Here is a 14911-nt window from a genome sequence, read left to right as displayed (position 1 = left end):
GTTTACTGCTGGAAATGGACTTCAATATCAGCTAAATTGATTCAAAGGCAAAATGGCGCACACTTTTAGGTCATTTTCACTGTTAATCTATTGCCTTCGTTTTAAACCATAATAAAAATAAAAACAAAACAAAGGATGTTATGTTAGAGCCCTCAGTCATAGCGCTAAGCGCAGATAAATCAAAAGCAGAACTCCGCGTAGTTCCCAATACTCATGGCCCGTTGTCGGCAGAAGACATTCATACTTTACTCACCCAGCCCAGCTTTGCCATGTTGTTTCCTATTGAACCTGCAATTATTAAAGCCATAACCGAAGTCAACGCGTTATGTGGTCAAAAACCGGGTGATCATGAATTATTTTTTGCGATTGCCGAGCGTAAAGACGGGTCCGTCAACATCACCGTTAGTGACGATAAAATGCATGCCAGCATGAAAATCACCTCGGCATGGGGCGGTAAAGACATGACCCTGCCAGACATCCTCAATATGCTCAAAAGCCAAAAAATCAAAATGGGCTTAAGCAAGCCGAAAATCATGGCATTAATGCAGCGCTTATCGATTTTGCCTCCTGGCGAAAGTTGTGAAGGAGTCATTGCTTGTGGAAAAGCAGCCATAAATGGTGAAAATGCGGTTATCACCAGAAAGGTGGCGTTAGCGCGTGAGCGCTTGTTGCAACCACAAGAGCGTGAAGACGGCTCAGTCGATATGCGCAATTTAGGTGCATTAATCACCGTGAAACCCAATGACCTGTTAATGGTAAAAGTTCCTGCAACAATTGGCACGCCGGGTTTTAACGTTCACGGAGATATACTGCAGCAAATTCCTGGTAAAGATAAACCCATGGAACCTGGTACCGGCACCAGCTTGCACCCGAAAGATCCTAATAAGCTCATTGCAACCTTGTCAGGCCAACCCGTTGAAAACCGCAAAGGCATGCAAGTAGACGACATGCTGCAAATTAAAGATGTAGACGTACGCTATGGGCACGTCAATTTTAAAGGCAGTATTCTCATTACCGGCGATGTACATGAAGGCATGGAAGTCAAAGCCAGTGGCGATGTGACTGTTATGGGGTTTGTTGATTCAGCCAGTATTGAAGCTCACGGCGATGTGATTATCAGCAAAGGTGTCATAGGTCGTTTAATTAAAGACCAAGAGCTCAGCACTAGCATAAAAGCAAGCGGACAAATTTGCGCTCAATTTGTGCAATACTCGCGACTTGAAGCCCAAGGCAATATTTTAATTACCAAACAATTACTTCATAGCAATACTACCTCTGGCGATAGCATTACGGTGAGCGATGCCCAGTCAAGACGAGGTGACCTCATTGGAGGTATCGCAACTGCAGCAAAAGGCATTAGAGCCATTGCTTTTGGCGCAACGGCTGGCACCAAAACAGAAATCTATTGCGCTATGAACCAAGGTGAATTAAAACAACAACTTAAAGATTTAGATGATAGCATTAAAGGCATGGTAGTCGCGGGATTAGAACTCGAAGCTCGATTGCGTAAATTGCCTCCTAAAACTGAATGGCAAAGCGATGCTGGCATGATTGAACAAGTTAAAATGATGCTCGATCAAAAAAATCAGATGGCAGCTGAGCGAATTAAAGAAGAAGTGGAGTTCACTCAACATCAGAACGAAGTTGAGGGCTATTTTGATCATTACTTTATCAAAGCTGAAAAGCACATTTTTACTAACGTCGAAATCCACATCGGTAATGCATTTAATCGCACTCAACGCGAGCATGGCCCATGTATTGTCAAAAACGTGAATCAAGAAGTGTCCTACGATTACAGTAACCGCTAACCTGAACAACACTCAATAATGAGACCGCCACATTATGCAACAAATACATTGGCCAGCATTTTTAAAGTTTGATCAAGATGATGAGCTAATGTATCTAGCAAATCATCAAGATTGGTTAAGTTTTATTTGCGCCAATCAATATACTGTTTGCGTACAAGACACATTAATTGACAGTAGCGGTGACGTTTATCTTATCGCAAAGCCACAACCTGAACACACCTCAGTCGACACGAGTGTGGCACAACTGCCACACCTCGTAAAACAACCTCTCCCCATTAGCGTGTTACAAATGCTGCCTTTGGTGCGCCAATTCGGTCAGTTTCAAGGACACTGTTGCAGTGCAAAAATCGTTTTCACCACAATTGAACAAGGTATTGCCACTGTTGCTGAATTAGAACAGCTTTATTAGCCAATAAAATCACCTTGCCCATTGAGCATCAAACAGCGCTCTGGCAAAATGCCCGCATACTCACCGTCTATAAGCTCTGAGAATCCTTAATGGAATTACTTAATATTGAATGTCTTGGTAAACGCTTACGCCTAGAAGGCTCTATTGCAGGCTGGCAGCAGTTATATTGGGATAATCAACTGGTATCACAAAAGTCAGCGAGCGCGAGCGATCAAGCTTTTCACATTCACTCGTTTGAACTTGCTCAACAACATACTGTACCGCTTAATGAAGACGATATTATTGATGCGCCAACAAGCGTCACATCGCAAACAAAAGCAATTCAGGTTCGATTAGAGATTGATGTTAACTGGCAACCCTTTCAGCTCGACTATTGCTTACTGGTTGATGAAGAACAAATCACTCAAGGCAAGCGCAGCGTCAGTGACATTGAAAAACAAACGCCCGAAGTTCCGGTCGCTAAAACGCAAAAGCTCAGTGTAGTCGGCTTAGCATCTTTGGGATTCAAACTCCTCAAAAGTGCTAAAGTGATTAAAGTGTTGTTTGCTGGTGCCAGTGTGGCAGCTTACTCTTGGTTATTCTCACTAGAATTTGCATTGGCACTTATCGGCTGTTTAGTGTTTCATGAATATGGCCATATTAGGGCCATGAAACACTTTGGCATGAAAACAAAAGGCATTTACCTTATTCCGTTTGTCGGCGGATTGGCCTTAAGCGATGAGCGTATTAATACTCGTTGGCAAGATGTGTATATCTCGATTATGGGGCCGACTTTTGGACTGATTTTATCCGTCATTAGTTTAGGCCTGTACTGGATCACCGGTAATGTGTTTTTTGCCGGACTGGCCAGTTTTAACGCATTGCTGAACTTATTTAACTTATTGCCGATTTTGCCACTCGATGGCGGTCATATTTTAAAGAGTATTAGCTTTTCAATGAACAGCCTGGTTGGCCTAATAGCCTGTATTTTAGGCGCCGCTGTAGGGGTTTTTATCAGCTATAGCCTAGGCCTTGCTCTATTAGGTTTTTTACTGCTGATTGGTAGTGTTGAAATTGTATTTGAATGGCGTGGCAGGCATCAAAGCCATCTGCTGCCGCTCGACCGTTACGGACAAATATTCTCAACAGTGTGGTATCTGTTAACGGTAGCAAGCTTGGTTGGTATCATTTGGTATTTTGCAAGTTCTGGTGACGACATGCTGTCTATTCCACTGCAAATCCTTGGCAGTTAATCTCAAGGCCTCTCGTGCATCTTCATTCCGTCACAGACAAAAACGCCTGCAAAATGCAGGCGTTTTTATTATTTTCGTTTATAACCTAAACACATTGGTCATCACTTTATACAACTCAGTGCCTTGATGCACAGATGCAGAAGCAAAATGCAAAATGGGCACACAATCCATTGGCAAACTAATCACTTGATGCGCGTCATCGGTGCCATACAAATCCATACGCAATATATTCACTAATGGCTGTCCTGCATCGAGCGGTTGGCCTACCACAGCGCAATATTCAATTAATCCCGCTTTAGGCGCATGAAACTTTTTATAGTCTTTTAAGTAGCAGCCAAAGCGCGCCATTTGAGCTGGCTCGATTTTTTCACGGATCACCCCTCGATGACTTAAATACGCCAAAATACCTTTAGCGTCTTCCAATGCATCAGCTAAATCAATACGCTCCTGGCTAGCCAATTCTAGCGTAAACGCTGACACGGGTACCGTAAAGTCACGCCCTTGTTGAGCGGCAAAATCGGTTAACTGCCACCAAGGACAGAATGCCGCTTCATCCATCGCGCCACCAAAACTATTGGGAATAACCAAGGTGTAGGGAATAGAGAAAAAACGTGCAGCATCAATGTCATATTCAGGACAATATAAATGCTTACAAGACTTAGGCCCAGTATGTAAGTCCAGCACAATGTCAGCCTGATGTGCCATAGATTGTAAGCTTACGGCTAGCCTATGGCCTGTCGTTATGCCAAAAGGCTGGTTAAGCCTTGCTTGACACGACTCAACTAACATCACTCGATAGGCATCGAATAACGCGGCATTACTCAAGTGTTGATGCTTTGCATACCAGGTAGTTAAATCGACTTTATGGTCAAAATATTCCCGATTCCAATTAACCCCAGTAATGGGGTCGAACCGGCCTAAAGTAAACTCACCACTTTTTTGATTTATGCCCAGCGGATTAGCCAGAGGTGCCAGCTTGATATCCCCTAGTACGTCATAGTCTTCAAGTAAGGTCATCAGCTGATAAATCACTGCATTACCTTGCACTTCAGCGCCGTGAACATTGGCCTGAATGTAAACACTCGGCGCAGACGCTTTAGCACCCATAAAATCATAAAGCGGTATGGTGAGCGCTTGCCCTGTGGCAAGCTCCCCAACTTGTATATTCGACTGTATTACCTTACTCATCAATTACGACTCAAACAGATTTTGATGTAAAGCATTAACCACTTGCGCCGCTTCAGATTCAGATACCAATACACATAAATTATGTGGGCTCGCACCTTGGCAAATCATCCGCACATTGTGGTTTTCAAGCACTTTAAAGACGCGACTGCAAATACCTGCGGTAGAGGCAATGCGATTACCAATAATGGCAATAAGCGCTAAATTATCCTCAACACGGACACGACAATGCTGCGATAGCTCTTGCAGTAATGGCTCGCTCAATAAGCCTTGGCCACTCGAGTCTGAACCGGTTTTATCCAGCGTTAACGACACGTTCACTTCTGAGGTTGTAATTAAATCTACCGAGATTTTATGACGTGCAAGTGTTGCAAAGGTTTCCGCTAAAAACCCCTGTGCGTGGAGCATTTGCAGGCTATGAAGGTTTAATAGCGTTTGGTCGCGACGTAATGCCACCGCGCGAAAAACGGGCGTGTCTTCAACTTGATGACGGATCCATGTCCCGCCCATTTCAGGCGCTTTGCTGGAACCTACAAACACCTGAATCTTTTGTCTTACCGCGGGTAAAATGGTCGCTGGGTGCAATACTTTAGCGCCAAAAGTTGCCATTTCAGCCGCTTCATTAAAGCTGATCTCTGGAATGGGGCGTGCATTAGGTGCCAACCTTGGGTCGGTAGTATAAATACCGGCAACGTCAGTCCAAATCTCTACCGCTGTGGCACTTAATGCTTCAGCAAGTAACGCTGCAGAATAGTCACTACCACCACGGCCTAAAGTGGTTGTGCGCCCATCTTGATCTGCACCAATAAACCCTTGAGTGACTATCACATAATTCGCCAGCAACGGCTTTAACAAGTCACCAGATAACGAGGCTATGGCTTCAATATGAGGTTCTGCACGGCCAAAATGGCTGTCGGTGCGAAGCACCTGGCGCACATCAAAATAATCCGATGCGGTGCCCTTTTCACGAATTACCGCAGAAAACAAAATCGATGAACATTGCTCACCAGTAGAGAGCAATTCGTCCATAATCGCCTTACTGCGATCGAGTTCTAACGACTCACTTAATACCGACATGCGGCTCAGAATTTTATCGATGCTCGCGGCCACATCTTGCGGGCGCCCTAACTCATCTAAAATGGCATATTGAATTTGTGCAATTTGCTTTAACAACGCTAAGCGGCGCTCGTCATTCACATTTGCTTGAGTTAACTCGACCAGTAAATTGGTTACGCCACTTGACGCACTGACCACCACTAAACGGGTGGCAGGATTGGCTAACACAATGTCAGCACAACGACTCATCGATGCATAATCAGCAACAGAGGTACCGCCAAATTTGGCGACGACTAATTCTGGACGAATATCTTGAGAAACAGTGCTCATACGAATGCCTCCGCGGTTGGCGAAAGACGACAAAATAAGAAGTAATTGACTAACATGATATACACTCCGAACACACTACGTTCGAAGAGCCTGGTGCTAAGATAACGCACCCTTAAAGAAGGGAAACAGCAATCATCACCAGAAGCTCTCCACCAAAAAACAGGTGACAATCGTTAGGATTCAGCCTATACGACCGATATCAATGTGTGCCACACAATTTGATACCTCGGCGCTAATCTCCATCATAAGTTGTCATCGGATTGGCATCCTCAAACTTACTACCTAGTTAACGCTCCTCTTCTGTGCCTCCCGAAGGAGGGACTTGAAAAATAGCAACAAACCCACTAACAAGTCAATCAACAATCGTTGTAAAAATACGCTATTTTTATTTTATTCATCTTTGTGGCAAAGATGACGCTCAAGGATACTTATTTTCGCAATCTCAAAAACATCATTTTAGATTGTTCATAATGATGAAAAATAGCCATTTTCATGGACCAAACAACCTTTAAAGGCAAAATAAAGAGACAATTAAACTTTATTGTCTTAAATAAAGATCTAAAAAATCAAGTGATGCACAGTTTTATACTCTTAACAGCTAAACACTACAGGTGCGAACTAATATCAGGCAACTCATTTACTAAGCGTAAACGCTGATTAAAAGCTCCCATATCGACTTCTGGCATCAGCGGATCAATGCAGGCAATAAGTGATAATAATCCTTGATTAACATAATAAATGGCATGTTGATTAAATTCTCTACCCAATTCAAGCGCCTGTTCTTTATCAATAAAAATAGCCCAACTTTTTTCCATATGCGACAAATCAGGTGCTGCACCAATGAGTGCTCGGTATGGACTGTTGTATTGTTGAATTTTGGATTGGAGCTGACGATCTAGTAAACGATTTTGGCTCGGGGAGAGTAATAAGCCACTGGGGTTGTGGGCGGTAATAATAGCAAACGGGAAATCATGAGAAAGGCGTTGAGTGAACAAAAAATGTGTACTTTGATAGTGATGCCACAGTGTATCTATAACATTTTCCATAATATTAATTCGTCAATTAAACCAAAATCAGTTTAGCAAAGCCTTATGAATTCTTAAAGGTTTGTGATGTCAGTCACAAGTATAATATTTATTTATCCTTAAATATTATGGCATTAACAACATTAATCTTTCATATACTTGACTGTTATATTAATTTTTTAACATTTAATTTGTTAACAAATGCCTAAAACGAGTACAATAACGTCACCTACTAGTAAAGCACTGTAGTGAAACCAATAACATCGCTTGCTAAATGTATCGAGGGCTGGCGTTTAAAACGCATTTATTGGTAATTAATCACAATTTTGTGTGCTTAGTTTACACCCAAACGTTTTATGTTCTACATTTGATAAAGCAAAGGGATAAACAGTAATACGTATAAATAAGTTTGCAACATATGGAACTATCTCTATAAATCGTATTCATAGTAGTAAGCCTTTTGGCAAGTTTTTTACTTATTATGCAGCTGCATATTGCATTGCGTAATGAGCGTTAATATACGCAAGACAACTCAGTAACCATACATAGCGTTACATCTTACGAGTTTATAAGAGTGTTTTATTCAGGGCAGACATAGATAAACACCAAAAAAATACTGGAGTATCAGCGTTAATTAATGCGCGATTACAACTTACTAGCCTATCGCTAGAGTCGAATTTTATAAAATTAGGTAAATATCATGCAAAACCCACACATTCTGATTGTTGAAGACGAAGCAGTAACCCGTAATACATTACGCAGTATTTTTGAAGCTGAAGGCTATGTCGTTACCGAAGCTAACGACGGCGCAGAAATGCACAAAGCCATGCAAGACAATAAAATTAACCTAGTGGTTATGGACATTAACTTGCCAGGTAAAAACGGATTATTACTTGCTCGCGAATTACGTGAAATTAATAACATCGGTCTTATTTTCTTAACCGGTCGTGATAACGAAGTTGATAAAATCCTTGGTCTTGAAATTGGTGCCGATGACTACATCACTAAGCCTTTCAACCCACGTGAATTAACGATTCGTGCTCGTAACCTATTAACTCGCGTTAATAGTGCTGCTGCAGAAACTGAAGAAAAAGGTTCTGTTGAATATTACCGTTTCAACGGCTGGAGCTTAGAAATTAACAGCCGTTCTTTAGTGAATCCACAAGGTGAGTCTTATAAGCTACCACGCAGCGAATTCCGTGCGATGCTTCACTTTGTTGAAAACCCAGGTAAGATTTTAACGCGTGCTGATTTATTATTAAAAATGACTGGCCGCGAATTAAAGCCGCATGACCGCACTGTTGACGTGACAATCCGTCGTATCCGTAAGCACTTTGAAAGCTTAGCCGATACGCCAGAAATCATCGCGACTATTCACGGTGAAGGCTATCGTTTTTGTGGTGACTTAGAAGGCTAATCCTTTAAGGTTACCCAATAAAAAACCAGGTGATTAACCTGGTTTTTTTATGCCCGCTTTTAGCGATAAACTCACGAAATATGTTATTTCAATTGCTGGTCTAAAAATGCAGCTAACGATTTATATAAGTGATTACGCACTTTCTCACCACGCATGGAATGCTTAGACCCTGGGTAATCCATCATCTGGAATAATTTACCTTCATCTTGCAATGCTTTGTATACTCGCGTGCTGTTTTCAAACAATACGTTATCATCCGCCATGCCGTGATACATCAACAGGCCTGACTGATAATTTTTGACGTATGGCAAAATACTGCTGGCATCATAACCTTGTTTATTGGTTTCAGGATCCCCCATATAACGCTCGGTATAATGGGTATCGTATAAACGCCAATCAGTTACAGGAGCCCCTGAAATGGCTGCTTTAAAATAATCTGGCGCCTTAAATTGGCTCATTAATGCCATATAGCCGCCGTAACTGTGACCATAAATTGCCACATTTTCGCCATCAATAAATGGCAGGCTACGTAAGTAATCCACACCCACTTTTTGATCGTTTACCTCGGCATCCCCCATATTTTGATAAATCACATACTCAAACTCAGTGCCACGATGGGCCGAGCCACGGTTATCTAATTGGAATACGGCATAACCTTGCTGTAATAAGTACTGGGTAAAATAATCCGCCTCACTCCAGCTGTTCACCACCAACTGTGCGTGCGGTCCACCATAAACACGTACTACAACTGGATACTTTTTATTAGCATCAAACGGTACAGGTTTAAATAAACGGTACATTAATGGCTGACCATCTTCTGCCTTTAATTGGCCAAACTCAGGCATTTGCCATAAGCCAGCCAAATCATATAAAGGATGATTTTGATTAATCTCGTTTTGCTCAACCCAGGCTAATAATTTACCCGAATCATTGTGTAAGCTGATCTGTGGTGGTTGCTGGAGGCTATTAAAGTAATCTAAATAAACCGGACTCTTATCGGCAAATACCGCAGCATGTATTCCAGCCGTTTGGCTAATTCGCTCGATTGAATCAGCGCCCTTTTGCAAATTAACCCGGTATAAGTGACGCTCGACAACACTGTCTTTACGACCACTAAAATACACCCAACCACTGGCTTCATCGACAAACTCAAGTGCATCAACGGCCCAGTCACCTTGGGTTAATTGCTTAAGCAGCTTACCTTGTAAGTCGAACAAATACAGATGATTAAACCCATCTCGCTCTGATCCCCAAATAAATGCAGACTGCTGCTTTAAAAAGTGCAGGTCATTATTCAGATTTACCCAGGCTTTACTGCGCTCTTCAATCACGGTGTTAGCCTGGTCAGGTTGACTTAATGCAGCAATGCGTAAGTCTAGTGTTTGTTGATCACGACTTTGCCACTGAAAAGACACATGCTTGCTATCGGGTAGCCATTCAACACGCGGTAAATACATGTCTTTTTGCTTGCCTATATCAATCCAGTTGATGCTCTTATCCTGTAAAGTCACCACACCAAGGGCAATTTCAACGTTCGCTTTGCCTGCATAAGGATAGCGTTGCTCAGTTAATTTAATGCCGTCGGCATATATTTCATTACGGGTGACTAACTCAACACCGGATTCATCAATGCGCGTAAACGCGATTGCGGACTCATCGGGTGCCCACCAATAACCTGTCATGCGGTCCATTTCTTCCTGGGCGACAAACTCAGCCATGGCATTTTTGATCGCACCTTTGCCATCGGTGGTTAATGCGACGACTTTTTGAGTGTCTAGCGCTAACACATAAAGGTTTTGATCGCGTACAAACGACACATAACGACCTTTAGGCGACAAGCGCGCATCTGTTGCAAAGCCATCACCGGTGTTTAGCTCTATGACTTTATTGCTAGCGACATCATATAAATACAATTGCCCAGCAGCTGGAATTAAAATACTTTGGCTGTTTTCAGACCAAAAGTATTCCATGATCCCTTCACCATAAATACGCTGACGTTCACGGCGGGCTTTTTCTTCATCAGACAGTTCGCCACCCGCTAATTGATCGGCATTGATCAATATGCTGCGCTGGCCTGTCGCAATGTTCATTTGCCATAAGTCGTAAAAATGTTGGTTATCGGCACGACTCGATAAATAGGTCACTCGCTTACCATCAGGTGACAAAGCAAGTCCGCGCGGACTCGATCCAGCCAAAGCTGGTGAGGCATGGATACGTTCTATGGTCAGTGGCGTGTTATTGCCTTTTATTGCGGTTAACGGTGCGGTAGTTAATGGGATCATTGTACTGCCTTGCGCTGCTTGAGAAATTTGACTCGTAAAGAGTAATGGTGCGGCAGTCATTGCCACTAAAGCATGCTGCTTCCATGTTGTTGTCATTATTATTAATCCTTGGGGGCAATCAATCAGCCAACATTCTGCCTGAAATTACTGTAAAACTAAAACCTCAGATAACAATCGCTGAAATTAGCGTCATTGTGGGGTATGATTTGCTCATAAGAATTAAATTTAAAACATAGACCTTAACCTCGCAAAATCTCATAGGAAAAATAATGCAGACTTTGGCCCAAACCCTCAGCGCTCAAGCGGTAAATGCATCTTTAACGCAATTACTATTTACCTTAGCGGAAACCTCAATCGCCATTAGCGGTGCAGTTCGTCACGGCGCGTTAGCGGGTGTACTAGGCGCAACAGAACAAGAAAATGTTCAAGGTGAAACCCAGAAAAAACTGGATGTCATCACTAACGACATGCTTAAAGATGCCTTAAAGGCTGACACAACAGTGCGCGGCATTGCCTCTGAAGAAGAAGATTATGTTGTAGAAGCTAACGCTCAAGGTGAATACCTAGTGAGTTTTGATCCATTAGATGGCTCATCAAATATCGACATTAATTCACTTGTTGGCACTATTTTCTCTGTGTTACCTGCACCCGCTGGTGAGTTTAGCGAACAAAGCTTTTTACAAGCTGGGCGCAAACAAGTTGCAGCAGGTTACGTGCTTTACGGCCCATCAACGATGATGGCGTTAACCACAGGCCAAGGCACGCAGTTTTATACCTTAGATCCAGACAGCCAAACATTTTTATTGACTGACGACAATGTACAAATCACGCCAGATACGGCTGAGTTTGCCATTAATATGTCAAACCAGCGTTTTTGGGAAGCACCAATGCAAACCTACATTGCCGACTTGTTGCTTGGAAAAATCGGTCCTCGAGAGCAATCTTTTAACATGCGTTGGATTGCCGCTATGGTGGGTGACGTGCATCGAGTTTTGTGTCGTGGCGGTATTTTTACCTATCCAACAGACAACAAAAACCCAGCTAAACCATTCAAGTTACGCCTAATGTACGAAGCCAACCCAATGGCATTACTTGTTGAGCAAGCTGGCGGTAAAGCCTCAACAGGTTACGAGACTATTTTGGATATTCAACCAACTGAAATTCATCAACGTGTTGCGGTGATTTTAGGTAGCGCGAATGAAGTCGATACCTGCTTGAGCTATCATGGTATTGATTACAGTGAAGAGCCATCAATTGACTAACTAATCAGTCTTCAAAAAACCGCCAAAAGGCGGTTTTTTGTTTTTACGCTGTATTTAAATAAAGTATTCGACACGCCTTTCAACACAAAACCTCCTAAGCCATAACAACACAAAAGATAAAAACAGGTTTTCTTTACAATAACTTAATTAACCACTAAGTTAATCATTCGATATTGATAAAGGACTATCGCAATGCCACAGGCACCGACCTCAAATACATATAAATACTTTAGTGCCGTCATAATTTTGCTGCTGATTGGTATTGGTGCTTATGTTTACTTGTCCAACATAAAGCCTAAGCCACTGGCATCTGGTACGGTATTGGTTCTTCCGGTCAAGATTGTTACCCCACCCACAGATGGCGATACTCAATGGAATGCCTATGCCGCTATGGATGTGCTTATTCACCAGCTAACACTCGGTGTGAGCTACCCTTTATTGCAAACTGAAGATGTCATTAATATCACTTCGCGGCTCGCTCAAACCGATAACGTTAGCCCTTCTGACATTAACAAAATCATGGCGATATCGGGTGCGGTATTAGTCATCGAATCCAGTGTGAGTATGCTCAACAATCAGTACCAGCTCAGTTACACATTACATAGCCAAAGCCAAAGCCAAAGTGACAGCACCAGTATTAGCACTGACAGCATCAATCAAGCATTGGCGTCAGCAGCGAAAGCTATCACTCATCAACTAAACCCTAAACACAAACAGTCAGTTAACGACTACCACTCTCAATTGCATTCTACACAATTAGTGCAGGCCATAACATTGAGCCAACAAGGTGATTTACTCGGTGCCGAGCAGCTTTTATCTGAGGTCATTCAAGACGCACCTAATAACTTGCTTGCAAGCCGCCTCTTAGGCAATATCCAATTACAACAGCAACAATTTGAACAGCTCAACAGCACATTAACAGCTGCAATGGGTATTGCTGAGCATCAGAACGAATACCGAGAATTAGCCCAACTAAGATTATTATTAGCCCAAAGTTACATCGAAACGAACAAAATTGAGCAAGCTTTAGGGGTGCTCAACCTCGCCAAAACCAATGCTGCTAAAGTTAAAGATTGGCTCACATTAGGTTATATTTATCACTTAGCGGGTACTATCAATCAACGAATTGGGCGTAATAACGACGCCAGAGAGCAGTTTAAAAAAGCCATTGAGTATCATCAAATGATGGGTTATCCAATAGGTCAAAGCCAGGCTCTTAACGATTTAGCTGAGCTTGAGGTCGTCGAATTTAACTACCCGCAGGCTTACCGATTAATTAATCGATCATATGAATTAGTCGCCCATCGTGGCTTAGATGATTTAGAAAATACCACATTCAAAATTATGTCTAATATTGAAAACAAAATGCAGCATAGATAATACTTCTATAGTCATAACAAAAACGGCCTGCAATGCAGGCCGTTTATGTATGACTCACTCGCTAAACTTATTCTTTCGCTACGACGACGCTGTCTTGACTCACTTGGTACTTCTTTTCTGTCTGATCGACAATGGTGAGAACAGCGGTGTCGCCCACGACGTTACATGATGTCAGTACCATATCAATAATACGGTCAAGGGCGGCCACAATCACAAACGCTTCAACCGGTAAGCCCATTTGATAAATCAACACACCAATCATCACCATGCCACCGCCAGGTACGCCACCAGCGCCAACAGAAAGCAAAAATACGCTAAATAATAGCGAAGGGATTTGGTCGTTACTGATTGGCATACCAAACGCATTGGCGACAAAGAAAATGGCGATAGTAATATAAATTGATACCCCACCCATGTTCATTGTTGCCCCTAACGGCACACCAAATCCCGCCACAGCCTGACTTACGCCAAGTTTGTCGGTTAAGGTGCGCATCGTTACCGGAATGGTGGCATTAGAGCTTGCTGTTGAAAGCGAAAACAGGATTTGCTCTTGGGTTTTATCACGGAACGTTTTCGCCGACACAGGCGTAAATACGCTTACAGCAATAGGGTATACGATGAAAATCCAAATCAGTAATAGCGCTAAAATCAATACTAGGTATTCAACCACACTGACAAAAATTTCAGGTTCTAAGGTAGCGCCTAGTTTAAACATCAAGGCGAATACACCGTATGGCGCAAGACTCATCACCAATCCAATTAAGCGCATCATGATTTTATTGGCGGTTTGAAAGCCTTTTACTGCGCCGGCGACTGATGTGCCCATTGATTTCATTACACCGCCCATTAGCAGCGCCATAAAAATTACTTGCAACATGTTGCCAGAGGTAAACGCTGAAAAAGGATTGTTAGGCACAATGCTCACAATAAGTGACATTAAATCAGGCAGTTCTGTTGCGGTAATATCGACCGAGCCGCTGCTAGACATATCAACGCCCTTGCCTGGCTCAAATATCATTGCCACTGTAAATGCCGCAAGAATCGCGACAACGGTGTTAATAATGTAAAAACCAAAGGTTTTGCCACCTAAACGGCCAAAACTTTTTAAATCTTGTAACTCACACACGCCGCAAACAATACTCACAAACACTAAAGGTACAACTAACATCATGATCATATTAACGAACATGGTGCCGATACCACTTGCCAATGTAACAAGTGTCCCACCAAAAAAGGCGTTGTCGGCGAGTGCAAATTGCACAATACTGCCGAGAAGCACGCCAAAAAATAGACCAATAAAGATCCGTGCTGAAAGTGATTTTGTCATGTACTAATTTCCCATTCGAAATGGCAACTTCTGTTGCTGATTATTGTTATACCAATCCTGGTGCTTATTCTTTTCGAGCGCTGAAATACTGAGACATCGCGCAATATATTTCAATCACCTTATCAACAAAAGTGACCACTTAATGAGCGCTTAACTGCTTATAAATATAAAAGACAACAATAACAATCGATTACATAA

The 14911-nt window shown here is 42.5% G+C and carries 11 protein-coding genes and 1 riboswitch; of the genes, 6 read left to right on the top strand and 5 right to left on the bottom strand.

Features of this window, described 5'->3' with window-relative positions; genetic code table 11:
* The first annotated feature begins 140 nt into the window (after window positions 1-140).
* From AC19MX_RS10705 to AC19MX_RS10695, 3 genes are all read left to right on the top strand, one after another.
* Window positions 141-1808 carry a flagellar assembly protein A gene (locus AC19MX_RS10705; protein WP_432402903.1) on the top strand — a complete coding sequence of 556 codons (1668 nt, stop codon included), beginning with the start codon at window positions 141-143 and terminating at the stop codon, window positions 1806-1808.
* 34 nt (window positions 1809-1842) lie between these two features.
* On the top strand, window positions 1843-2217 hold the full coding sequence (locus tag AC19MX_RS10700; protein ID WP_432402901.1) for a DUF4144 family protein: 375 nt from the start codon (window positions 1843-1845) through the stop codon (window positions 2215-2217).
* Between the two features lie 89 nt (window positions 2218-2306).
* On the top strand, window positions 2307-3449 hold the full coding sequence (locus tag AC19MX_RS10695; RefSeq protein WP_432402899.1) for a site-2 protease family protein: 1143 nt from the start codon (window positions 2307-2309) through the stop codon (window positions 3447-3449).
* Between the two features lie 78 nt (window positions 3450-3527).
* Here the strand turns inward: AC19MX_RS10695 and AC19MX_RS10690 are convergent, their stop codons facing one another.
* The 3 genes from AC19MX_RS10690 to AC19MX_RS10680 all read right to left on the bottom strand — a co-directional run bounded on the left by AC19MX_RS10690 (window position 3528) and on the right by AC19MX_RS10680 (window position 7066).
* Window positions 3528-4637: a succinylglutamate desuccinylase/aspartoacylase family protein gene (locus tag AC19MX_RS10690; protein ID WP_498297955.1), complete on the bottom strand. Its 1110-nt coding sequence runs from the start codon at window positions 4635-4637 to the stop codon at window positions 3528-3530.
* A 3-nt stretch (window positions 4638-4640) separates the two neighbouring features.
* On the bottom strand, window positions 4641-6020 hold the full coding sequence (gene lysC, locus AC19MX_RS10685; RefSeq protein WP_498297954.1) for a lysine-sensitive aspartokinase 3: 1380 nt from the start codon (window positions 6018-6020) through the stop codon (window positions 4641-4643).
* A gap of 134 nt (window positions 6021-6154) precedes the next feature.
* Window positions 6155-6328: riboswitch (Lysine riboswitch) on the bottom strand.
* 297 nt (window positions 6329-6625) lie between these two features.
* Entirely contained in the window at window positions 6626-7066 is a 441-nt protein-coding gene (locus tag AC19MX_RS10680; RefSeq protein ID WP_432402893.1) for a DUF3293 domain-containing protein, read from the bottom strand.
* 679 nt (window positions 7067-7745) lie between these two features.
* Between AC19MX_RS10680 and arcA the strand changes: the two genes are divergently transcribed.
* Window positions 7746-8462 carry a two-component system response regulator ArcA gene (gene arcA, locus AC19MX_RS10675; protein WP_432402891.1) on the top strand — a complete coding sequence of 239 codons (717 nt, stop codon included), beginning with the start codon at window positions 7746-7748 and terminating at the stop codon, window positions 8460-8462.
* A gap of 83 nt (window positions 8463-8545) precedes the next feature.
* Here arcA and AC19MX_RS10670 read toward each other — a convergent pair whose 3' ends face one another.
* Window positions 8546-10840 carry a S9 family peptidase gene (locus AC19MX_RS10670; protein ID WP_498297952.1) on the bottom strand — a complete coding sequence of 765 codons (2295 nt, stop codon included), beginning with the start codon at window positions 10838-10840 and terminating at the stop codon, window positions 8546-8548.
* A 173-nt stretch (window positions 10841-11013) separates the two neighbouring features.
* Between AC19MX_RS10670 and AC19MX_RS10665 the strand changes: the two genes are divergently transcribed.
* Together AC19MX_RS10665 and AC19MX_RS10660 are read left to right on the top strand one after the other, a co-directional pair.
* Window positions 11014-12006, top strand: coding sequence for a class 1 fructose-bisphosphatase (locus AC19MX_RS10665; RefSeq protein WP_498297951.1), 993 nt, complete (start codon window positions 11014-11016; stop codon window positions 12004-12006).
* A 192-nt stretch (window positions 12007-12198) separates the two neighbouring features.
* Entirely contained in the window at window positions 12199-13386 is a 1188-nt protein-coding gene (locus AC19MX_RS10660) for a hypothetical protein (protein WP_498297949.1), read from the top strand.
* A gap of 67 nt (window positions 13387-13453) precedes the next feature.
* On the opposite strand, the gene AC19MX_RS10655 is transcribed toward AC19MX_RS10660, so the two are convergent.
* Window positions 13454-14713: a dicarboxylate/amino acid:cation symporter gene (locus AC19MX_RS10655; protein WP_498297947.1), complete on the bottom strand. Its 1260-nt coding sequence runs from the start codon at window positions 14711-14713 to the stop codon at window positions 13454-13456.
* Window positions 14714-14911: the final 198 nt, after the last annotated feature.

Source organism: Shewanella sp. MF05956 (genome assembly GCF_059758055.1).
The sequence above is the reverse complement of the archived record's forward strand: the minus strand, read 5'-3'. Positions and strand labels throughout refer to the sequence as shown.